The organism is Treponema sp. OMZ 798 (genome assembly GCF_024181385.1).
GTDB lineage: Bacteria > Spirochaetota > Spirochaetia > Treponematales > Treponemataceae > Treponema_B.
In genome coordinates, this window is the sequence record NZ_CP051305.1 from 209,889 (window position 1) to 230,792 (window position 20,904).

A 20,904-nucleotide genomic window follows, 5' to 3' on the forward strand; every position below is an offset into this window, starting at 1 on the left:
CATGGCTACAGTTGCAAAAATTAATCAAGCTAACAGAAAAGCGAAGTATCCGACACGACAGTATAACAGATGTAAGGTTTGCGGACGCCCCAGAGGTTATCTGCGAAAATTCAAGATGTGCCGTGTTTGTTTTAGAAAATTAGCAAGCGAAGGGCAAATCCCCGGCGTTACAAAGTCAAGTTGGTAGGAGGTAGATAATGAGTGTTTCAGATCCAATAGCAGACATGCTCACTAAAATTAGAAATGCTGCTTCCGCCGGTCACGAATCGGTTGATGTTCCTTCTTCAAAAATGAAATGGGAAATTATCAGTATTCTTAAATCGGAAGGTTATATTAAAAACTTTAAAAAGATGACCCAAGAAGGGGCAAGCAATATCCGTGTATTCTTAAAATACGATGATAAAGAATCTTCGGTTATTCACGGAATCGAAAGAGTTTCAACACCCGGCCGCCGAGTATATTTAGGTTATAAGAGCTTACCGAGAGTTTTTAACGGCTACGGTACTCTTATTGTATCGACTTCAAAGGGTATCATTACCGGAAAAGCTGCCGGCGAAAGCCAAGTAGGCGGCGAGCTTATTTGCAAGGTTTGGTAGGAGGAGCAATATGTCAAGAGTTGGAAAAATGCCTGTTGCTATTCCTGCAGGTGTAAAAGTAAATGTTGCAAACGGTACTTTTACCGTTGAAGGCCCCAAGGGAAAACTTTCACAAAGCTATCATACCGAAGCTGTTGACTTTAAGATTGAAGGCGACCATGTTCTTGTAACAAGAAAAAATGATGCCCTTCAGACAAGGGCTTATCACGGTTTATACCGAAGCCTTCTCAGCAACATGGTAACCGGCGTAAGCACAGGCTTTACAAAAACCTTGGTAATCAATGGTGTAGGTTATAGAGCTGAAGTTCAAGGCAAACTCCTTGTAATGGCCCTAGGTTATTCAAACGACTTTTCAGTTATTATTCCTGAAGGAATTGAAGTAAAGGTTGATCAGTTAAAGGTTATTATTTCCGGAAATTCAAAGGAAGCAGTCGGTCAGTTTGCTTCTCAGGTACGAAAGTTGAGAGGCCCTGAACCCTATAAGGGCAAGGGAATTCGTTACGAAGACGAAATCATCAAGCGAAAAGTCGGTAAGTCCGGTGTAAAGTAAGGGTAGTATTATGGACAAAAAACGTAATGATAAAGATAGAAAAAGATTTAAGCGAAAGATGCACATTCGAAAGTCTATTTTCGGTACTGCAGAACGCCCGCGCATGACCGTTTTCCGAAGCAATAAGCGCATTTCGGTTCAGGTTATTGACGATGTAGAGGGCAAGACATTGGCTGCCGTTTCTACAATGGAAGAAGATCTTCGATCGCTTAAGGTTAATGTTGAATCTGGGGCAAAGGTCGGTGAAGAAATCGGCAAGCGCCTCAAGGAAAAAAATATTGACACTGTTGTTTTTGACAGGAACGGATATCTTTACCACGGTGTTGTAAAGGCCGTTGCCGACGGTGCAAGAAAAACAGGAATTAAGTTTTAGGAGAGGTTATGAGTCATCAAAAAGAATCAAAACGAGATAACCAGCATACCGATAAAGAATATGTTGAAAAGCTTGTTAAATTGAACCGAACAGCTAAGGTTGTAAAGGGCGGACGCAGGTTCTCCTTTTCTGCTCTGACTGTTGTCGGCGATCAAAAAGGACGAGTCGGATACGGTTTCGGTAAGGCAAATGATGTAAGCGATGCTATCAGAAAGAGTATCGAAAAGGCAAAAGCCAATATGGTAACCTTTCCGCTTAAAAACGGTACGATTCCTCATGAGGTTCAAGGCAAGTTCAAGGGCTCTGAAGTTCTTTTGCGCCCTGCTTGTTCCGGTACGGGAATTATCGCAGGCGGTACAATCCGTGCTATTATGGAAGCTGCCGGTGCTACCGACTTGCTTTCAAAGTCTTTGGGATCAAGCTCCGCAGTAAACGTAGTTAAGGCAACCTTTGATGCTGCAAGTCTTTTGATGGACGGCAAAAAGATTGCTAAAAACCGCGGAAAAACCCTTTTGGATGTATGGGGGTAAGTAAATGGCAAAGAGAATTAGTGTAAAATTAGTAAAAAGTACAATCGGTCAAAAGCAGCCGGTTTGTTCGACTATCCGCTCTTTGGGATTAAGAAAGCTTAATTCCACAGTTGAGCATGATGCAAATCCTGCCGTCTTAGGTATGGTAAAACGCGTTGCTCACTTGGTTGAAGTTAAGGAGTTAAACTAATGTCCGAATTTAATTTAACTGTTCCTGCAGGAGCAACTCATAAAAAGAAGATTGTAGGACGCGGTTCTTCTTCCGGCTGGGGTAAAACCTCCGGAAAGGGACATAAGGGTCAGCAAGCCCGTTCAGGCGGCAAGGTTTATGCCGGCTTTGAAGGAGGTCAGATGCCCTTGTACCGACGTGTTGCAAAAAAAGGATTTTCAAACTATCCTTTTAAAAAGGAATTCTATGTTGTAAACCTTACCATGCTCGAAACAAAGTACAGCGATGGTGAAACCGTAAACAAAGAGTCCTTAATGCAGAAAGGGCTTCTCCGAAAAGGTTCTCTTTATGTTAAAGTTTTGGGAACAGGAGATATAACAAAAAAATTGACGGTTGATGTAGATAAGATTTCTGCATCAGCTAAGGAAAAAATAGAAAAGGCAGGCGGAACAATAGTTCAGTCTGAAGCATAAAAGGCGGTAAAAAATGGCTAATAATGTAGTTGCAAATATGTTCAAAATAAAGGATTTACGAAACCGTATTTTCTTTACGATCATAGTTTTAGCAGTTTTCCGCTTAGGTTCGGTACTCACCATCCCCGGTATCGATCCTAGGGCTCTTACAATGTATTTCCGTCAAGGTCAGGGAAATGCTTTTGCAGATCACATGGACTTCTTTGTCGGAGGAGCATTTTCGAACTTTTCGGTATTTATGCTCGGTGTAATGCCCTATATTTCGACTCAGATATTGATGCAGCTTGCCATGATTATTTTCCCGCGCCTTAAAAAAATAGCGGAAGAAGACGGAGGACGCAAAAAGATTCAGGTTTGGACAAGAATCATAACCGTTTTTGTTGCCCTTCTTCAATCTTCCGCTGTCGGTACATGGGCCAGAGCAATTCCGGGTGCCGTTGTAATTTCAAGTCCTGTTTTACACTTGTTTATTACGATGGTTACGGTAACAACAGGTACCATGATTACCGTTTGGATGGGTGAGCAGATTACTGCAAGAGGTATCGGAAACGGTATTTCAATGTTGATTTTTGCAGGTATCGTTGCCCGTCTTCCTCAGGCTGTTTGGGAATTGATCAAGCTTGTAAGCACTAACGAATTGAACCTTGTGTTCGTAATTATTGCTTTTGCAATGTTTGTCGGAATCATAGCCTTGGTTGTTTACGAACAACAAGGTCAGCGCAAAATACCGGTTCATTATGCAAAGCGCGTTATCGGCCGAAAAATGTATGGCGGACAGAATACTTATATTCCGTTCAAGATTAACCCTTCAGGTGTTATCCCCATCATTTTTGCTTCGTCATTTTTGACCTTCCCCCTCATGCTTTCACAGATGTGGGGTCCGAATGTTTCTTGGTTGGCTGCAGTTGCAAGATTTTTGCGTGCAGACGGCTGGGGCTATAACATTCTATATGTTGTTTTGATTGTTTTCTTTGCTTACTTTTATACACAGGTTGCACTTAACCCCACGGAAATAGCAAAACAAATAAGGGAAAACGGCGGATCGATTCCGGGAATCAGAACCGACAAAACTGAAGAATATTTACAGAAGATTTTAAACAGGTTGATATTGCCCGGTTCGCTTTATTTGGCTGCAATTGCGGTACTTCCTACTGTAATTCAGTGGGCATTTAGTTTCCCCAGAAATATTTCGATGTTGATGGGCGGAACTTCACTGCTTATTTTGGTTGGTGTTGACTTGGATACCATGAGCCAAGTTGAAGCATTGCTTAAAATGCACCATCATGACGGCTTGCTTAAAAAAGGCAAGATTAGATCAAGGAACCTATAGAATTTTTTTTAAGAATGATATAAAATACATTCTTTAAAGGAGTGGATATGAAGGTTAGAACAAGTGTAAAGCCTATTTGTGATAAATGCAAGGTTATTAAGCGCAACGGAATAGTACGGATAATCTGTACAAACCCGAAGCATAAACAAAGACAAGGTTAACGGAGGACACTGGATAATGGCTCGTATTGCGGGAGTTGACCTCCCTAATAAACATGTTAATGTTTCATTAACGTACATTTATGGAATTTCGACTTCATCGGCAAACAAAATTTGTGAAGCCACAAAGGTTGATCCGATGAAAAAAATGAATGATTTGGATGAAGCCGAATTAGCTGCAATCCGTGAAGTGATTGACAGAGAATACAAGGTAGAAGGCCGCCTTCGAACCGAAGTGGCTTTAAATATCAAGCGTCTTCAGGATATCGGATGCTACCGAGGACAAAGACACAGAAAGGGTCTCCCGGTACGCGGACAGAGAACTAGGACAAATGCCAGAACACGCAAGGGTAAGAAGAAGACCGTTGCCGGTAAGAAGAAATAATCGTGGTTGGAGGTAATTAAAAACATGGCTACTGTAAAGAAAAGAAAAGAAAAGAAAAGCATATATGAAGGCAATGTTTATATTCAAGCAACCTTTAATAACACAATTATTACGATAACCGACTTAAAGGGAAATGTTCTTTCATGGGCATCTTCAGGCGGCTTAGGCTTTGCCGGTGCCAAAAAATCGACACCCTTTGCGGCTCAGACCGTTGCAGAAACAGCTGTACAAAAATGCCAGCCCTACGGCTTGCATGAGGTTCATGTTTTTGTAAAAGGACCCGGAGTCGGCCGTGAATCGGCTATCAGAACGCTTGGAACAATGGGATTAAAGGTTCGCTCAATCAGCGATGTAACTCCCATTCCGCACAACGGCTGCCGTCCCAAGAAGACGCGCCGAATATAAGGAGACGTGAATGGCCCGTAAAAATCTTTTAAAAGGATTTAAGAAGCCGAAAGGCTTGGAATTTGCTCAGCAAGAATCAACCGAAAGCTATGGTAAGTTTACGGCATCCCCTTTTGAGACAGGTTTTGGAACCACAATCGGAAATTGTTTGAGGAGAATTTTATTATCCTCTATTCAAGGTTATGCCATATCGGCAGTGCTTATAACATCGCATGATGCCGACGGAGTACCCCATACGATTTCAAGTGAGTTTGAAAATATTCCGAATGTCTCTGAAGATACGCTGGAAATTTTGAATAAGCTAAAGCAGATCCGCCTCCGTTTATCGGATGAATCGGAACAAGGTGACTTTCATTTTGAATTTAAGGGGCCTGCGTCGATAACCAGCAAAGATTTTGCCGTTGAAGGACAGCTTGAAATTTTAGGCGAACCTTTCCATGTTATGGAATTGATGAAGGGTGCTAATGTTTCGTTTGATGTTCAAGTAGATTTCGGCCGAGGTTATGTACCGGCAGAAGTTAATGAAAAATACATTGAAATTGTCGGAACCATTCCGATGGACGCAATCTACGGTCCTGTTCTAAAGGTAAGCTATTCTATTGAACCTTGCCGAGTAGGACAAAGAAACGACTACGATAAGCTCATCCTTGAAATTTGGACTGACAGCACAGTCAGACCTGAGGATGTTTTGGGCGAAGCTGCAAAAATTGCAAAAGATCATTTTTCCATCTTTATTAATTTTAACGAAAATGATTATCTTGGTGAAGATGAAGATGATGATGAAGAAGCGGCAATAAAGCAGCTTTTAGCAACCTCGATTACTACTCTCGATTTTTCCGTTCGGGCTAAAAACTGCTTGGACTCTGCCGGTATTAAAACTCTCGGCGAGTTGGCTCAAAAGTCGGAAGATGAGATCGAAAGTATGCGCAATGTCGGCAGAATGACTTTGAATGAAATTCATGCTAAGTTAGCGGAATACAATTTGCGCTTGGGTATGACTGATTACAGTCATCTAAAAAATACGATAAAAGTATCAAGACAGAAGGAAGAAACAGATGAAGCATAAGAACGGCTTTAATCCGCTCTCGCGTACAACTGCACATCGCCGTGCTTTGCACCGAAATATGGTTACATCGCTATTTAAGTACGAGCGGATTACGACAACAAAACAAAAAGCGATGGAAGTACGCCGAACTGCGGAAAAATTGATTACCCGCTCAAAGGTTGATACGTTCAACAACCGAAGGCATGCTGCAAAGTATATCTGGGATGATGATATTGTAAAAAAACTATTCAGCGATATCGGTCCTAGAATGAAAGACAGAAACGGCGGTTACACCCGGATCTTAAAAATCGGCTTCCGTGAAGGCGATGCAGCTGATGTTGCTATCTTGGAACTTGTAGACTATGACTTTGAAAAAAAGGAAAAGGATACAAAGAAAAAAGATGATTCAAAAAAATCCGATGACAAGAAAGCTTCCAAAAAAGAAGCAGGCTTTAAATCATCAAAGAGTGAATCTGAACACAAAAAGAATACCGACCAGGTAGTAGATAGTTCATCAAATCGGAGGTACAACCGTGTCAAAGGCTCATAGAGGTAAGGGTATCCGCGCAGAGCAAAACCGCGGACGCGGGGTATGCCCCGTATGTAACAAAACCGGAATCAAAGTTTTATACGAACAAGAGATTAACGGTGCAAAATCAAAGATCTGCAAAATATGCAGAGCAAACATCAAGAATAAAAAGGCTGCCGAACCATCTGCAGAAAAACCGGCTGAAGCATCGGCCGAATAAATTATTAAGCCTTTTTTGCACAACGCCCGCCTTGGATGCGGGCGTTTTTTTATATCTCTATGTTTTTTCCATGGAGATTAGTGATACATTCCTGCATATATTTTTCATCATGTTCCTTGTAAATAGGATAGGTCTTTTTGATTTTTTTTAGGTCCTCGTATGGCGGACATTTTTTTCCTCTGTAATTTTGATCTAACCATTCTTCTGAAACCTTATAGCCTCTTTTGTGCATCTCTTCCATTACCAGTTTATGGTATTGAAAAAGTTTGTACGGTGAATATAAAAATACATAGTCTACTACAGAATGCTTTTTCCCCCAGCCGTTTCCTCGTAATGCACAGCATTCTCTGTGCTGGCCTAATAGCTGCTGTGTCGGTAGTCTTTGTATCAGGTCTTGGTGCCATAGTCTCATTTTTTAACACTCTATGATATTTTTTGTTTTATGTAGAAACTGTATCACAAAATTCCGGCCTTTTTCAAGCATTTTTTCACAAAATTCCGGTAAAAATTATTAAAAAAAATCACAAAATTCCGACTATTTTTGACTTTATTTTCACAAAATTCTATATTTTATTCTTCTATTAAGGCAACTGCACCGGAATGTTTCTGAAGCGGTTGCCTTCTTTCTGTGCGAAATTTTAAACAAAATTTCGCACATTTTTCAAAAAAGGGCAAACGCATCATGGGGTTAAATAAAATAGCAAAAAAATAGGCTGTGAATACCCCTCTTGCAGCCGCATAGCGGCGAAAGGCGGGTTGAACAGCCTACGTTTTTTGCGAGGATAAAACGATGATGTGTTTGCCGCTATATTCTCCGATTGACAAAGACTTCCATAATAAATAAAATTATGTTGATGAAAGAAAGCAACTTAATAAGCAATTTCCACACCCATACTTATTTGTGTAAACATGCTGACGGCAGGCCCGTCGATTATGTAAAAGAAGCTATAAAGGACGGCTGTTCGGCCCTAGGTTTTTCGGACCATTGCCCCTATCCCGATTCTTCATGGGATTATTGCCGTATGGGAGAGTATGAGATAAATCTCTATAAGAGCATGGTGGAGGAAGCCGTTATTGATGCGCCCTTCCCGGTATATTTCGGCTTTGAGTGCGAGTGGCATCCTCGCTATAAGAACTGGTACAAGGATTTTTTAAGAGGAGAAATGAAATCCGATTTTTTGGTTTTGGGTTCCCACTGGTATGATTCTGAAGGAGTATTGGAATATGCACCTAATCTTACAAAAAAAGAACTTTTCGGATATATAGATTTTACAATTGACGGGATGAGATCCGGGCTTTATAATTTTTTGGCTCACCCCGATCTTTTTTTGGCGAATGTTTCAAAGATAGATGCCGATCACATGGCTTGCTCCAAAGCTTTGATTCAGGCAGCTATTGATCTTGATATGCCTATAGAAATAAACGGTTACGGCACTTTTAAAAGAAAGATTGAACGTGCCGGAGCTGATGAGTTTATTTACCCTGTCCGGCAGTTTTGGGAGCTTGCTTGGGATATGGGGGCAAGAATTATCTGTAATTCCGATGCTCATTTTCCTGAGCATACTATTTTGGGCTGTAGGAATGCAATAGCTTTTGCTAAGAGTATAGGAATTAAGCCCATAGATCCGGCTAAAGCCCTGGGTTTTGAATATTTGGACTCTTCTAAACTTATAGCAGCCAATGAATAAAGAAAATTTGAGAGCTCTTCATATTATAGTCAAGGGCAGGGTTCAAGGTGTGGGCTTCCGTTATTGGACGCGTTCTCTTGCAAGGAGCCTTAAAGTAAAAGGTTGGGTGTGCAATCGTGCAGATTACTCGGTAGAGATTCTTGCAGAAGCCGATACGGAAACTCTCGGAGAATTTGTTTATGCTCTCAAACACGAGCATCCCTATGCCCGTGTTGAAAGCCTTAGTTCCGAAGAAGTTCAGGTGAAAGGATATGCTGACTTCCGAATTGAAGTATAATAAACTTAAACCTACATTCAAACATCTTAAATAAAAGTTTATTCTACCTTATCGTGCTTTTCGCCGCGAGTAACCCTTCCCATCATAAGCCAGGCAAGAAGGAAAAAACATGCACAGTATACAAAGACTGCTCTGTGGCCTGCAAAGTCGATTATAAGACCTGCAAGGAAGGGAGCTATTATTGCAGCTCCTTGAGAAAAGGTATAGTATAAACCTGTGTAAAGACCTATGTGTGAAAAGCCCGCCATTTGCCAAAGCATTGGGAAGGAGTTTGCTATTATGCAGATCCAAAAAATACCGAAGATAAACATCATACCCCAAAAAAGATATTTTATTTGTCCTCCGGCAAGTCCTAGGATGGAGGCAATTTCGGTTAAAAAGAATTGAGCTAGACACAAGCTTGCAACAACGACCAAGGCGATTCTTATCATTCTTTTTCGTCCCCACTTACTTGCTGCATAGCCCATTGGAATGGCCGATAGGGCTGAGGCTATGCCTACCATTCCTGCCGCAAAGGCTCCCTGACCTGTTGATACGCCGAAATTTTTTATGCTGTACTCGGCGATATAGGGCAGCATTCCTTGATAACCTAGGAACCATAAAAAAAGCGAAACAAGAACAAAGAGGGCGCTCTTATCAGGCTTTTCTTCTCCTTCAATTTTTCTGCCTGCCAATACGGTTTTCATTGCCTGTATAAATGGAACTTTTTTTTCTTCTTCTTTTTCGGGAGAATCGGGAGGCGGAACATTCTTTTCTTTTACGAAGAGAAAGAGCATTAGGGTTGCAAGGATTACCAAAAGACCTGCTGCAGGAAAAGAAAGAACATCCTTTGTGTGACCTATAATGGGCAGGACTGTATCTACGTCCATTAAACGGGCTAAAAATAAGGTTCCCACTATTGCTGCAATGTTTCCCATAGTATTTATAACTCCGTTGCCTTGCGAGCGGAATTCGGCAGGAACAATGTCAGGCATTAAGGCGATAACGGGGCCCCGCACCGATTGTTTAAATAAATTTAATAGAGCTAAAACTATAACCAATGAGGCCAACGAGGTTTTTGCTGCATATGGAATAAAGCTAAAAGAAATTGCAGACAATGGAAGCAAAATTATAATCCACGGCATTCTCCTTCCTATTTTTGTCCGTGTTCGATCCGACCATGCCGAAACGATGGGGATTAATAATATTGCCAAAACATTATCAAGCGACATCAACATTCCGACAAGCCATTTGAATGGAATATAACGGCTTAAAAAAATCGTTACATAGCTGTCATACAATGGATCCATAAGTCCCATCGTAAAAAAACCTGCTCCGATCAAAAAAGTTATCGGAAGGTATTTTCTAAATCCGTCTTGTGGTTTCATAGTTTCTCCTTATGTAATACACTTAACAGTATAACCTATATTTGGTATAATCTCTATAGTAAAAATAAAAATTATTTCATTTATGAGGAAAAGAAATATGCATAAAGAAATTTTACCTAATGCAAAAAGGCCTCTTTTGTTTGGCCATAGGGGTGTTCCGAGTCTTGTGCCCGAAAATACAATTGCCTCATTTAAGAAGGCTGTAGAGATGGGTATCCCCGGAGTCGAATTGGATGTGCATTTAACCAAGACCGGAGAACTTGTTGTTATTCATGATTCCTCAATTAAGCGCACCGGAAGAATCTATGAAAATGGAAGGCTTATTGAGGCTCCGGATTTGAAAGTTGAAGATTTATCTTGGGAAGAATTACAAAAATACGACTTCGGTCTTTGGTTTTCAAAAGAATATGAGGGAGAAAGGCTACCATTGCTGTACAATGTGCTTAAGCTTTTAGGTTCCGATATCTATGTCGATATAGAAATTAAAATAGATAACTTAAAATACAAGGGTGTTGTAGAAAAAACTTATCAGGTTTTGCAGGATATTTTAAAAATTCTGCCTGAAAATCCGCATAGATTTTTGGTTTCTTCTTTTAATCCCTTTGCAATAAGATATTTTTCAAAGATATGTTCCTATATTCCTACTGCCTTAATCTATGACAACCATCCCAATACTCCCTTCTTTTTAAAAAAGGGCAGGGGACTGTTATTTTGTAAACCTGATATTTTAAAGCCTTCTTATAAATGCTTTACTAAAAAGAGAAATAAAGAAGCTTGGTGCTGGACTGTTGACGATAAGGAAAAGGCCGCGGAGCTTATCAAAAAAGGAGTAAGCGGAATTACTTCTAATAGGCCTCAGGATATAAAGGAGATTTTATAAATTCTTTAAAACAAGATTAAGGTTTTCTTTTAGTTTTTGCATTTCTTTAGGAGCCTTCATTGAATGGCGGTACATAAACTTATTTCCGAATTCGCTCTTATATGTTAGTTTTAAGATGAAGGCGATAAGAAAAAGAGGACAAATTGTAACAAGATAAAATTTATTGGGCGAAAGCATTTTCCGTTTTGCCAAGAGCCTAAAATTATCCCTCATCGTTTTACCCGCTTCGTACATAATTTTTTTGTTTAAGTATACTGTTTCAGGTTCATCGCTTTTATAATAAGCATCCGCAAGCGGAACGACCATTGCAAGATGGGAAAGCTGCCAATTATGCATATCGGGGACAATCTGATAAGGAATTCTGCTCTTTTTAAAAAGAGAGGCTAGAAGTTTTGATCGTTCAGTGTGTTTGCCGTCTTTTTCCCCGAATGTTGTAGGCTGAATAAGACGGGGAGTGAGAGCTGCATCCAAGATACCGTCATCAATACTGCCGCCTGCTCCCGGAAAGGCCGGTAGAATTTTCCCTTTTCCGCAAAGTTTTTCAAGCTCGGCATAGGGGCTTATGGTATTTACCATTGTAACGATGGTTTTACTCTTGTTTTCTTTTAATTCGGTCAATGCTTCTTTTAAGTTATCTTCACGGACGGTCAAAAAAATAAAATCATAGATATCATCATCAAAAACTTTTTCAAGCACTTTCACATTTACAGTTTTTATTTTATTTTTTTCAAAATAGGATAGACCTTTTTCTTTTATCTCCTGCAAACGGCTTCCCCTTGCATAAATTGAAACATCAGAGCCTCCTTTTGAAAAATAAACCGCATATAAACTGCCTATAACCCCGGCCCCATAAATTAAAATTTTCATTTGTACAGCTTACTCCATGTTCATTGTATAAATATTTGATTCAAATTCCATATCGGTACCGCGTTTTTTAAATGTTTGTGTCTCTTTTATTTTTAATCCGCATTTTTCCATCACTCGGCACGAGGCCTTATTTTCTTTTGCAACTGTACAATAAAAATTACGCACGCCGAATGAGTACGCAAAATTTATCAAAGCTTTTACCATCTCGGTTGCAAGTCCTTTGCCCCACAACTCTTTTTTTACCGTATAGCCGAAACCCCAATGACCCTTTGGTCCTTCCGTCCCTAAACAGCAGGTTGCAACGGGTTCGCCCGTATTTTTGCAAACAGCAATAAAAGGATATTCATCTTCCCATTCGTCTATATCGTAAATTACCTTTCTAAGTTCATCGCCGTTTTTATACGGTGCATCTGCAAGATACTTTCCGTTTTCAGGATCACCCCAAAGCTTTGCTGCAAAATCTGCATCGTCAAGTGTCATGCTGCGTAAAATAAGTCTTTCCGTTTCTATATCTTTTGTTTTCATTTGTACTCCATGTTTTTTATTTTATTTAAAATGGCTTGCAGGGTAAATGAATTTAATTTTTTTTCGAGGGCGGTTTGCGCGTCTATAAAGTAGCCGTCAAGTAAAAAATTTATTCTTTGTGCAACAGGGCATTCGTTTGGAGGTGTATCATGTATTTTAAAAAGTTTACCGTCTTTTACGGATTCTACTGCATTAAAGATATCGAGGAAGGTGATTTGGTTTGCATTTTTTTTTAATGCGATACCGCCTGTCCCTTGAGTAATTTCTATAAGTCCGGCATCTTTTAACGCACTCATAAGTTTGCGTATAACTACCGGATTTGTCTTTACACTTTCGGCAAGAAAATCGCTGGTTACCTTACACTTATCTTTAAAGAATTCCACGCAGAGTAGGATATGAATTGACACCGAAAATTTTGTTCCTATTTGCATAAGCCGTCCTGATCTTATATAGTTTATACTAAAACTATATAAGATACAATAGGGCGGACGGCTGATGGAGCTTTTATAAACTTACAACCGAAAAATTATCTTGAACGAATTTTGCATTTTCTACTTCATCAATCATAGCAACGGCATAATCGGCATAGCTTATTGTACTCTCTCCCTGTGAATTGAAAGCGAGCTCTTTACCTGCAAGTTTATATTTTCCGGTACGTTCACCTTCGGCCTTAAAATCCAATGGCGGCGATAAGTAAGTCCACAAAACATCTTTTCTTTCTTTTAATTCAAAAAAAGCATCCGTTTCTGCCTGTGCTAAGGGCCGGAATTCTTCGGGGAAATTGGGAGCATTAAGTAAGATTGTTTTATGCTCCTTGTCCGTGTAAAGGCAAGCTGCTCCTCCGACTACTAAAAGCCGCGTTTTAGTGTTTTTTAAGCAATCACATAAATGCCTTAATGAAGTGATGTGCAGATTAAAAGTTTCCGGTGTCCACGCGCCAAAGGCATCGATGACCGCATCAAAGCTTGCCAAATCTTCAGGTTTTAAATCAAATAAATCTTTTTGAAGAACTCTTGCCTTTTCATTTTTAGCGCAAGACTGACGGATAACGGCAGTTACATCAAAGCCCCGCATTACAGCTTCATTTGTGAGGCATTGACCTTGCTTTCCATTTGCTCCGATAATTGCAATCTTTTTCATTAGAACCTCCAATATTTTTATACTATAGTTGTAACTATAATTGTTATAGCTATAGTATAATCTTTTGTTGGTGTAATGTCAATGGTTACAGCTAAAATTTTTTAATATATTTTATTCGTGCGGAGGGTTTAATACCCCGACGCTTTGCGTCGGAGTTGTTGATTTGAGATTCACATATAGTTCTATTTTTATTTCCAAATCATTAATTACACGGATATGATAAAATTTTCATCATAATATGGAATCAATGCATCATGAGTCATGAGAAACATATTTTCTACCTTTGCTTGGCAAATTAATATGCGATCAAATGGATCGTTATGTATTTTTGGTGCCTTTTTAGAATAAGTAAGTGTTCCAAGTGCAGTTACATGATTTGGTTTTACATATAGGCAAGATAAATTTGCTTTAAGGCTTAGTTTATCCAAATGTTCTCCTGAAAATTGAAAAGAATCAGGATATTTTAAATGTTTAAGTTGAGCTTCCCAAATATTTATTGAGCTATAAAAAATGTCATTTTGAGGATTTAGTATAATTTTTCTAGCTTTTTGAGAAAGTCTTTTATCATTTTGGTGCAGCCATATTAAAATATGTGTATCTAATAAGATTTTCATATGTATTCCCCGAACATATCAATTATTTCGTCATCATATGCATTTATGTCATCAGGCGTGGGGAATTTTCCCTCTGCAAGTCCTATAATAGGAATTTTTTTTGAAAGCTGATTTTGATTTAAAAAGGAAATCTTATACTTTAATAGTTCAATATATTCTGCCACAGATTCAAGGTATTCTTCGGGCAGTGTTTTCAATTCTTTTTCTAATGCACTATAACTCATATTTTACCCCATTATCTTCATATTATATCATATTTTTTATCGGTAGTATACTATTTTTCTTTTTTTTAATATAATGTATACATGAAAACTGTTAAACTATTTTCTTTATCTTTAATTTTATTGAGTCTGTTTGTGTTGATGACCGGATGTGCAAGCATGTATATTCACGGTTCAACACCTGTTCAAAGGGCAGTATCAGCTGCCGAACTTCTTATTGACGGCAATGTATCGGATGACTATATACGGGTTTATAAAACTGAGGTTTCGCAGGCTGAGAGGTCTATAATGGATACGATAAGCAAGGCTGAAAGAAACGATATATATTATGCCGATATTGCAGATAATATTTCCGATTGGCTGCTTCTTTACAACCGTGTTTATACTCTTCAAAGAATGTATCCCGAAGGTTTACGCGGAAAAAAAGAGTTTGTAGTATTTGAAGCCCGCGATTATAGCAGCCTAAAAGATACCGCTTATACGCGAGCAACAGAAGCTCTTTATAATGAAGCCTTGCGTATTGTGCAGATGTCGGGAAACAATTCTAAAAATATTTCAAAGGCATTAGCTCATCTAAAACGTGCAAAAAAATACTCCCGCCATTTGGATAACGAAATAAATTCTTTAGGTGCCGATATAGCCTATAATGCTGCCGAAACTCTTGCTTATACAAATAAGCCCGATAACCTTCTCCAAGCTTCAGAATATTATATGCTTGCTCACTCATGGGTTCCCGGATATAGGGGGGCTTTGGAAAAGGGCAGGCTCGCAAAAGAAAAAGCTGCTTATCTTTATATCGAAGAAGGTACTTACAATTTAAAACTAAAAGACTATACTGCATTCCGCCATGCAAAAGTTTCTTTTCAAAAAGCGGAAAAAATAATTCCGGGTATAGCTTCAAGAGAAATTGCAGAAGTAAACCGGCTCCTTACAGTGAGGCTTGTTATTGTAAGACCCGATAATAGCTACAATGATGAAGATAGAATACGGAGGACAATAACTTCCGAGCTTGCTTCGGCAAAGTCAGGCCCTGAGACTATAGAAATAAATTTTATCAGAGGCGGAATGAGTTCTATTTTTAATCTTATAGATATCAGAGATGCAGATTTGGTTTTTATGCCTTCGGATAAATATGGAAATGTTAAAGAAACATATGGACCTGTTAAAACTGTAAATAAAAATATATCAAAGACTATAAATGGAATTTTATACACCGGTACGATAACTGAGCAAAGTCAGCTTGTTACTGTATATGCTCAAAATGATTTTGTGCTATACGATATTAGAACATGGAGAAAAACCGAATTACGTTATTTTAATAATGAAACAAATAAATTGTCTAAAAATTTTACAGTGCGGTATTACAGCGGAGCTCCTGAAGCAAAGCCTGCAGATTTTAATCCCGGATTTTTATATGAAGCCGGGCAGTATAAAAAATTCTTTCCCGAATTAATGAATGAAGGTAATTCAATGAATTTGATTAACAATTACGGCAGTCTTAGTTCAAACGGTAAAGAGTTGTGTAATGTAATTAAGAGCCTGCAATATATAGAGCGGAGGTAATTAAAATTAGCGAGAAGAAAAATAAAAAACGAGCAATATTTATTTCTATTGTATTGGCAGTGTTTCATACTCTCGGCTTTTTTAGCTCCTTGAATGCTATTATGACATCGCGGACTTCTCAAGGAGCTATTGCATGGACTGTAGGATTAAACTCTTTTCCGGTTATAACCGTTCCTGTTTATTGGATATTCGGCCGTAATAGATTTGACGGGTATGCAGAAGAATGGAAAAACAACTCCGAAGTTACTCAGACTAGAGTCAACGAAATAAGAAGTGCTCTGGAGCCTTATTTTGTAGAACCTCCGGATGTTTTCCCTGAATATGAAGTGCTGAAAAAATTAGCTCTCTCTCCTTTTTTAAACGGAAATAAAATTGATTTATTATTAAACGGAGCGGAAACATATAGAAGTATTGAGGAAGGAATTGAAAAAGCAGAAGAATATGTTTTGTTTCAGTTTTATATTTTAAAGGATGATGAGATTGGAACAAAGTTTAAAGATCAGTTAATACGCAAAGCTAAAGAGGGTGTTGCCGTCTATGTTTTATATGATGAGTTAGGAAGCAGGGGAATATCCAAAGAATGGTTAAATTCTTTTTCTGTAAATGGAATAAAAGTTCTTCCGTTTAATACTCAGCAAGATCACCGCTTTCAAATTAATTTTAGAAATCATAGGAAGATTGTTGTTGTTGATGGTAAGGCTGCCTGGGTAGGCGGGCTCAACATAGGTGATGACCACTTAGATAAAGATCCCGTTTTTACGCCGTGGCGAGATACTCATTTGATGATTGAAGGGCCTTCAGTAATTGCGGCGCAAGCAACTTTTTTGGTTGATTGGCATTGGGCAAGTAAAGAACTTATAAGCGGTTTAAACTGGGAGCCTAATATTTTTAAAGGTGATAATTCCGATAAGAACGTATTGGTTTTAGCATCGGGGCCGGCAGATAAATACGAAACTGCAAGTTTATTTTTTACTAATCTTTTAAACGCTGCAAGAAAAAGAATTTGGATTGCAACGCCTTATTTTATTCCTGATGAAGCAACTATGACGGCTCTTAGGTTAGCCTTGTTAAAAGGAATTGAAGTTCGTATTTTAACTCCGAGGATGTACGATAATTGGTTTGTATTTAATGCTGCAAATGCTTACCTTGATGAATTAGCGGATGACGGTGCAAAAATATATTTTTATGAAAACGGTTTTATGCATCAAAAGGTAATGCTCATAGACGATTCTTTATCGGCTGTCGGAACCGTAAACTTTGATAACAGATCTTTTAGATTAAATTTTGAGATTACGGCTTTGATAGCAGATAAACCCTTTGCATCGGAAATAGAACAAATGCTTTTAAATGATTTTGCTGTAAGCTCAGATGCTACGGCCGGTTATGGAAATAAACAATCTTTTTGGATTCGTCTAAAGTCCAAATTCAGTACTATGTTTGCCCCGGTATTGTAGGAGTATGCTAATTAGGTGCTTTGAAGTTATATATCGGTTTTACAAAATCTTTTACATCGGCAGTCGGCTTAATGTGTTTTAAAATTATTTCCTTATTTTTATAAGCAGAGGGAGCCTCATCCAATGTATTTTTTGTTGCAGTTGTAGTAAATATTCCGGCACTTTTCATTTCTTTTTGAAAGGCATTTAGTGAAAGCTCACTAAATGCCTTGGAGCGGGACATAATTCTTCCTGCCCCATGAGGAGCCGATTGGTTGTAGTTATCATTTCCTTTTCCTACACAAAATGCAAATCCGTCACGCATATTAAAGGGAATAATAAGTCTTTCATTTAATCCTGCTGAAGTCGCCCCCTTTCGAATAATGCCGTCTTCACCTATAAAATTATGAACTGATTCTACCGTTTCTTCAATTTCTGCACTTAAAAATTGCGAGATTAGTTCTATCATTTTTTTTCGGTTTTCTTTTGCATATTTTTGAGCAAAATAGGTTGCCCTTAGATAAGCTTTTCCTTCATCACTTGTTGTAAATAGGTATTCTAAGTTTTTATCTTCAGGGGTGAGAAGTTTCTGTTCATCTAAAAGCTGCTGTGCTTTTTTTTGATAAAAAACGGCAATTTGAAGACCTAGATTTCTGCTTCCTGAATGAACAGTCAGCCATAATCTTCCTTGAGAGTCTCTTCCAAGCTCTATAAAATGGTTTCCGCCTCCTAAGGTACCTATACTTTTTAAGGCCCTGTCCTCATCCATATTAACCTTTTTTGATTCTTCTATAATTTCTTCTTCAAATTCTTTATTGTCTATTTTCATGCAGCGATGGACGCTTTTTCCATGGGGAATGTTTTTTTTGATAAAGTTATCCAGCTCTGCAAGATCCGGATTTTTTATATTGAGCCGGGCGGAAAGAATTCCGCAGCCGATATCTACACCCACAATGTTTGGGATTATGTATTTATCTATATTCATCGTAAAACCGATAACGGCTCCCTTGCCTGCATGGCAGTCCGGCATTATTGCTATGTTTGTGCCTTCAAATGCCTTATGATTGAGAAAGGTTTTTATTTGTTTTTCGGTTTCAGAATCGATTGAATCGATCATTACACTAGCTTTGTTGTATGTTCCTTCAATTATTTGCATGAGTTTATTTTAGCATAAGGAAGGTAAAAAGTCAAATTGGATTTATAGGATGTATATTTATATAGAAATATAAAGCGGATAGTGGTATAATGAATTATCCTGTATTGAAAAAAATTGAATAAGGGGGGCAAATGACAATTCATGAATTCGGACGTAAAAATACTGAAAAGATACTTTTGATTCATCCTTCTTGTGTAAGATGGGATTATTTTGAGAAAGTGATTACCTTGCTTGAAGACCGATATCACTTAATTGTTCCTGCCTTGCCCGGCTATGATTTTGATCGAGGAAGTGATTTTACAAGCGTTGAACAAATTGCTTCGGAATTGAATGAATGGATGATGGAACAAAAAATCGAAGGCCTTTATGCAGTCTACGGCTGCTCTATGGGAGGTTCAATAGCCTTACTGACAACGCTGGAGAAAAGAACACGAATAGATCACTGCATAATGGACGGCGGAATTACTCCATATGAACTGCCTTGGCTCCTGACACGTTTTATTGCCTTGCGCGATTATCTTATGGTGATGATAGGAAGGATAGGCGGTGTAAAATTATTGTCAAGAGTTTTTTCTACGGATGAGTATAGCGAAGAAGACATCAAATACGCAGCTGAAGTTTTGCGGCACAGCAGCCGGAAGACTCTGTGGAGGAGTTTTGATTCCTGCAATAATTATAAGATGCCTTTTCCTATTCCCGTCCTTTCCACAAAAATTCATTATTGGTATGCCGAGACTGAAGAAAAAGCTCGCTCTTGGGATATCCGCTATATGAAAAAATATTTCCCCCAAACAGATTTTAAGATTCTGCCTAAGCTCGGGCATGGCGGGCTTGTTTTGCTTAAACCTGAGCTTTTTAAAGAGATGATTGTGGGGATGTGAGTATGCAAGATTCTTATTGAGATCATTTATCCGCTGCAATTTGTATACCGTATCCGGGATCGGTTTTGTAGATATTGGTTGACTCCGTTTTAATTGTGTATGTTTTTGCGAGATGGGAAAAAAGGCAATGTAGTCAGCCGTGTATTCGGGAAAAACGGTTTGGCATTGGTCTATTCCTTTTCTTCTTCGTTTTCAGTATGTGATAAAATCCATTGTTTTATTTTATTGCGGGTTATCTCACCTGATGCAATTCCTAAGCCTAAATCTACTAAGTCCTTTTGAGTATATATCATTTTTTTATTATTGAGTTCAAGAAATATAAGCATTACATGAACCCCTATTCTTTTATTACCGTCAATAAACGGATGATTTTGAATGAGTGCATAGCAAAGCTGGGCTGCTTTGTCAATAATGTCGACATAGAGTTCTTTTCTATTGAATGTTTGGAATGGGGAATGTAATGCTGAATCGAGAAGACCCTCATCTCTTATGCCGTCTATTCCGCCGGTTGCATTGATAAGGCTACGGTGTATTTCTTTGACCTGATGTTGTGTAAAGAAAATCACTGTGCCAGAGCCTTATATGCTTCAAGATTTTTATTTATAAGATTATTGGAAACTTCAAAAAGTGTTTTGTCCGCAACGATTTCGGCCTTTGTTCCGAATAATGAAGTAGCCGATAAGTTATCTGCTTGAGTTTCTTTCATGTTTTCTTCGTGCGTTTGTTTACTCAATTCTTTATTTTTTAGAAACAGATATTCAATATAGTGCTGTACTTCCTGCTGTAATTCTTTTGAAAGCAAATTATATTGATGTAACATTACCTCATTCATAGATACCTCCATCCTATTGCCATTATATCACATTTTGCTGTTTGTTTGAACTACCTATGAGTCTTCATTTCCTTTATCGACAGAGAATTTGCATCGTCTTTGATAAGATACGTAGTTCCGGTTTTATTTGCTTATCCTTGTCGTACCACGTTAGTTCAAGTTTTTGGGACATGTATACAGTATAGCACAAAAGAGGGAAAGGTGGGAGGGGGCAAAGATTTTAGCAACCTAAAACCATATTTATAAAAATTGAAATAGCTTCTAACCGATAGTGGAAATGGATGATAATAAAGCTCCCGTTATTTTTTCTAATGTTTCATCTCTTCTTTTTATTGTTAAAGTACATTGCCAAACTACTATCACATTATACCCCATTTTTTTTAAATCACTTATATTTTTCCTATCTCTAATAATGTTTTTATCTATTTTTTCTTTCCAGAAATTAAAATTGGTTGTAGGTAGAGCGGCTTTTTTACAGTTTTTATGACCGTGCCAAAAACAACCGTTGACAAAAATAACGGTTTTATACTTGGGTAACACTATATCAGGTTTGCCGGGTAAAGTTTTGACATTTTTACGATATCTGAATCCTTTTGCAAAAAGATATTTACGTACTAAAATTTCAGGTTTTGTTTCTTTTCCTGAAATTTTAGACATAATTTCACTTCGTTTTTTTTGAGAAAATTTATCCATATTT

Annotated in this window: 32 protein-coding genes; 20 read left to right on the forward strand and 12 right to left on the reverse strand. The window is 38.3% G+C overall.

Features of this window, described 5'->3' with window-relative positions:
* Position 1: 1 nt before the first annotated feature.
* From E4O07_RS01010 to E4O07_RS01075, 14 genes are read left to right on the forward strand one after another with little or no spacing between them, the layout of a single operon-like run.
* On the forward strand, positions 2 to 187 hold the full coding sequence (locus E4O07_RS01010; RefSeq protein WP_002670020.1) for a type Z 30S ribosomal protein S14: 186 nt from the start codon (positions 2 to 4) through the stop codon (positions 185 to 187).
* A gap of 10 nt (positions 188 to 197) precedes the next feature.
* A complete protein-coding gene (gene rpsH, locus E4O07_RS01015; protein ID WP_253686814.1) occupies positions 198 to 596 on the forward strand; it encodes a 30S ribosomal protein S8 in 399 nt (132 codons plus the stop codon).
* Positions 597 to 606: 10 nt separating this feature from the next.
* Positions 607 to 1,146, forward strand: coding sequence for a 50S ribosomal protein L6 (gene rplF, locus E4O07_RS01020; RefSeq protein WP_253686815.1), 540 nt, complete (start codon positions 607 to 609; stop codon positions 1,144 to 1,146).
* A 10-nt stretch (positions 1,147 to 1,156) separates the two neighbouring features.
* Positions 1,157 to 1,519, forward strand: a complete 363-nt coding sequence (gene rplR, locus E4O07_RS01025; protein ID WP_253677318.1) for a 50S ribosomal protein L18 — start codon at positions 1,157 to 1,159, stop codon at positions 1,517 to 1,519.
* An 8-nt stretch (positions 1,520 to 1,527) separates the two neighbouring features.
* Positions 1,528 to 2,049, forward strand: coding sequence for a 30S ribosomal protein S5 (rpsE, locus tag E4O07_RS01030; protein WP_253677317.1), 522 nt, complete (start codon positions 1,528 to 1,530; stop codon positions 2,047 to 2,049).
* A 4-nt stretch (positions 2,050 to 2,053) separates the two neighbouring features.
* Entirely contained in the window at positions 2,054 to 2,239 is a 186-nt protein-coding gene (gene rpmD, locus E4O07_RS01035; protein WP_253686816.1) for a 50S ribosomal protein L30, read from the forward strand.
* A complete protein-coding gene (gene rplO / locus E4O07_RS01040; RefSeq protein WP_253677316.1) occupies positions 2,239 to 2,691 on the forward strand; it encodes a 50S ribosomal protein L15 in 453 nt (150 codons plus the stop codon). Before rpmD ends, rplO begins: the two co-directional genes overlap by 1 nt.
* Before the next feature lie 13 nt (positions 2,692 to 2,704).
* Positions 2,705 to 4,021 carry a preprotein translocase subunit SecY gene (gene secY / locus E4O07_RS01045; protein WP_253686817.1) on the forward strand — a complete coding sequence of 439 codons (1,317 nt, stop codon included), beginning with the start codon at positions 2,705 to 2,707 and terminating at the stop codon, positions 4,019 to 4,021.
* 47 nt (positions 4,022 to 4,068) lie between these two features.
* On the forward strand, positions 4,069 to 4,182 hold the full coding sequence (rpmJ, locus tag E4O07_RS01050) for a 50S ribosomal protein L36 (RefSeq protein WP_002672206.1): 114 nt from the start codon (positions 4,069 to 4,071) through the stop codon (positions 4,180 to 4,182).
* A gap of 16 nt (positions 4,183 to 4,198) precedes the next feature.
* Positions 4,199 to 4,564, forward strand: a complete 366-nt coding sequence (gene rpsM / locus E4O07_RS01055; protein ID WP_002670034.1) for a 30S ribosomal protein S13 — start codon at positions 4,199 to 4,201, stop codon at positions 4,562 to 4,564.
* Between the two features lie 24 nt (positions 4,565 to 4,588).
* Positions 4,589 to 4,969: a 30S ribosomal protein S11 gene (gene rpsK, locus E4O07_RS01060; protein ID WP_002670039.1), complete on the forward strand. Its 381-nt coding sequence runs from the start codon at positions 4,589 to 4,591 to the stop codon at positions 4,967 to 4,969.
* A 10-nt stretch (positions 4,970 to 4,979) separates the two neighbouring features.
* Positions 4,980 to 6,035 carry a DNA-directed RNA polymerase subunit alpha gene (locus E4O07_RS01065; protein WP_253686818.1) on the forward strand — a complete coding sequence of 352 codons (1,056 nt, stop codon included), beginning with the start codon at positions 4,980 to 4,982 and terminating at the stop codon, positions 6,033 to 6,035.
* Positions 6,025 to 6,564 (forward strand): 50S ribosomal protein L17, encoded by a 540-nt coding sequence (gene rplQ / locus E4O07_RS01070; RefSeq protein WP_253686819.1) that lies wholly within the window; start codon positions 6,025 to 6,027, stop codon positions 6,562 to 6,564. Before E4O07_RS01065 ends, rplQ begins: the two co-directional genes overlap by 11 nt.
* A complete protein-coding gene (locus E4O07_RS01075) occupies positions 6,548 to 6,763 on the forward strand; it encodes a hypothetical protein (RefSeq protein ID WP_253686820.1) in 216 nt (71 codons plus the stop codon). The genes rplQ and E4O07_RS01075 overlap by 17 nt, the downstream gene beginning before the upstream one ends.
* 49 nt (positions 6,764 to 6,812) lie before the next feature.
* Here the strand turns inward: E4O07_RS01075 and E4O07_RS01080 are convergent, their stop codons facing one another.
* Entirely contained in the window at positions 6,813 to 7,175 is a 363-nt protein-coding gene (locus E4O07_RS01080; protein ID WP_253686821.1) for a TIGR02328 family protein, read from the reverse strand.
* Positions 7,176 to 7,617: 442 nt separating this feature from the next.
* Between E4O07_RS01080 and E4O07_RS01085 the strand changes: the two genes are divergently transcribed.
* The gene (locus E4O07_RS01085) at positions 7,618 to 8,451 is read left to right on the forward strand and encodes a PHP domain-containing protein (RefSeq protein WP_253686822.1); all 834 of its coding nucleotides are present in this window, start codon (positions 7,618 to 7,620) and stop codon (positions 8,449 to 8,451) included.
* Positions 8,444 to 8,728, forward strand: a complete 285-nt coding sequence (locus E4O07_RS01090) for an acylphosphatase (protein WP_253686823.1) — start codon at positions 8,444 to 8,446, stop codon at positions 8,726 to 8,728. Before E4O07_RS01085 ends, E4O07_RS01090 begins: the two co-directional genes overlap by 8 nt.
* A 38-nt stretch (positions 8,729 to 8,766) precedes the next feature.
* Here E4O07_RS01090 and E4O07_RS01095 read toward each other — a convergent pair whose 3' ends face one another.
* Positions 8,767 to 10,095: an MFS transporter gene (locus E4O07_RS01095; protein WP_253686824.1), complete on the reverse strand. Its 1,329-nt coding sequence runs from the start codon at positions 10,093 to 10,095 to the stop codon at positions 8,767 to 8,769.
* 97 nt (positions 10,096 to 10,192) lie between these two features.
* Here E4O07_RS01095 and E4O07_RS01100 point away from each other — a divergent pair, with 97 nt between their 5' ends.
* Entirely contained in the window at positions 10,193 to 10,975 is a 783-nt protein-coding gene (locus E4O07_RS01100) for a glycerophosphodiester phosphodiesterase (protein ID WP_253686825.1), read from the forward strand.
* On the opposite strand, the gene E4O07_RS01105 is transcribed toward E4O07_RS01100, so the two are convergent.
* The 6 genes from E4O07_RS01105 to E4O07_RS01130 form a co-directional block, all read right to left on the reverse strand.
* Positions 10,970 to 11,842: a ketopantoate reductase family protein gene (locus tag E4O07_RS01105; protein ID WP_253686826.1), complete on the reverse strand. Its 873-nt coding sequence runs from the start codon at positions 11,840 to 11,842 to the stop codon at positions 10,970 to 10,972. The genes E4O07_RS01100 and E4O07_RS01105 overlap by 6 nt on opposite strands.
* Positions 11,843 to 11,851: 9 nt before the next feature.
* Positions 11,852 to 12,367 carry a GNAT family N-acetyltransferase gene (locus tag E4O07_RS01110; protein ID WP_253686827.1) on the reverse strand — a complete coding sequence of 172 codons (516 nt, stop codon included), beginning with the start codon at positions 12,365 to 12,367 and terminating at the stop codon, positions 11,852 to 11,854.
* The gene (locus E4O07_RS01115; RefSeq protein ID WP_253686828.1) at positions 12,364 to 12,798 is read right to left on the reverse strand and encodes an Rrf2 family transcriptional regulator; all 435 of its coding nucleotides are present in this window, start codon (positions 12,796 to 12,798) and stop codon (positions 12,364 to 12,366) included. Before E4O07_RS01115 ends, E4O07_RS01110 begins: the two co-directional genes overlap by 4 nt.
* Before the next feature lie 73 nt (positions 12,799 to 12,871).
* Positions 12,872 to 13,507, reverse strand: a complete 636-nt coding sequence (locus E4O07_RS01120) for an SDR family oxidoreductase (protein WP_253686829.1) — start codon at positions 13,505 to 13,507, stop codon at positions 12,872 to 12,874.
* 206 nt (positions 13,508 to 13,713) lie between these two features.
* The gene (locus E4O07_RS01125; protein WP_253686830.1) at positions 13,714 to 14,121 is read right to left on the reverse strand and encodes a type II toxin-antitoxin system VapC family toxin; all 408 of its coding nucleotides are present in this window, start codon (positions 14,119 to 14,121) and stop codon (positions 13,714 to 13,716) included.
* A complete protein-coding gene (locus tag E4O07_RS01130; RefSeq protein WP_253677300.1) occupies positions 14,118 to 14,345 on the reverse strand; it encodes a DUF2281 domain-containing protein in 228 nt (75 codons plus the stop codon). The genes E4O07_RS01125 and E4O07_RS01130 overlap by 4 nt, the downstream gene beginning before the upstream one ends.
* A gap of 81 nt (positions 14,346 to 14,426) precedes the next feature.
* On the opposite strand from E4O07_RS01130, the gene E4O07_RS01135 reads away from it, so the two are divergent.
* Positions 14,427 to 15,905, forward strand: coding sequence for a hypothetical protein (locus tag E4O07_RS01135; RefSeq protein WP_253686831.1), 1,479 nt, complete (start codon positions 14,427 to 14,429; stop codon positions 15,903 to 15,905).
* 101 nt (positions 15,906 to 16,006) lie between these two features.
* On the forward strand, positions 16,007 to 17,359 hold the full coding sequence (gene cls / locus E4O07_RS01140) for a cardiolipin synthase (protein WP_253686832.1): 1,353 nt from the start codon (positions 16,007 to 16,009) through the stop codon (positions 17,357 to 17,359).
* A 7-nt stretch (positions 17,360 to 17,366) separates the two neighbouring features.
* On the opposite strand, the gene E4O07_RS01145 is transcribed toward cls, so the two are convergent.
* A complete protein-coding gene (locus E4O07_RS01145) occupies positions 17,367 to 18,494 on the reverse strand; it encodes an RtcB family protein (protein WP_253686833.1) in 1,128 nt (375 codons plus the stop codon).
* A gap of 131 nt (positions 18,495 to 18,625) precedes the next feature.
* Here E4O07_RS01145 and E4O07_RS01150 point away from each other — a divergent pair, with 131 nt between their 5' ends.
* Positions 18,626 to 19,375, forward strand: a complete 750-nt coding sequence (locus E4O07_RS01150; RefSeq protein ID WP_253686834.1) for an alpha/beta fold hydrolase — start codon at positions 18,626 to 18,628, stop codon at positions 19,373 to 19,375.
* A 170-nt stretch (positions 19,376 to 19,545) separates the two neighbouring features.
* On the opposite strand, the gene E4O07_RS01155 is transcribed toward E4O07_RS01150, so the two are convergent.
* From E4O07_RS01155 to E4O07_RS01165, 3 genes are all read right to left on the reverse strand, one after another.
* A complete protein-coding gene (locus tag E4O07_RS01155; RefSeq protein ID WP_253686835.1) occupies positions 19,546 to 19,941 on the reverse strand; it encodes a type II toxin-antitoxin system death-on-curing family toxin in 396 nt (131 codons plus the stop codon).
* Entirely contained in the window at positions 19,938 to 20,207 is a 270-nt protein-coding gene (locus E4O07_RS01160; protein WP_253686836.1) for a hypothetical protein, read from the reverse strand. Before E4O07_RS01160 ends, E4O07_RS01155 begins: the two co-directional genes overlap by 4 nt.
* Positions 20,208 to 20,468: 261 nt before the next feature.
* On the reverse strand, positions 20,469 to 20,900 hold the full coding sequence (locus E4O07_RS01165) for a very short patch repair endonuclease (protein WP_253686837.1): 432 nt from the start codon (positions 20,898 to 20,900) through the stop codon (positions 20,469 to 20,471).
* Positions 20,901 to 20,904 lie beyond the last annotated feature (4 nt).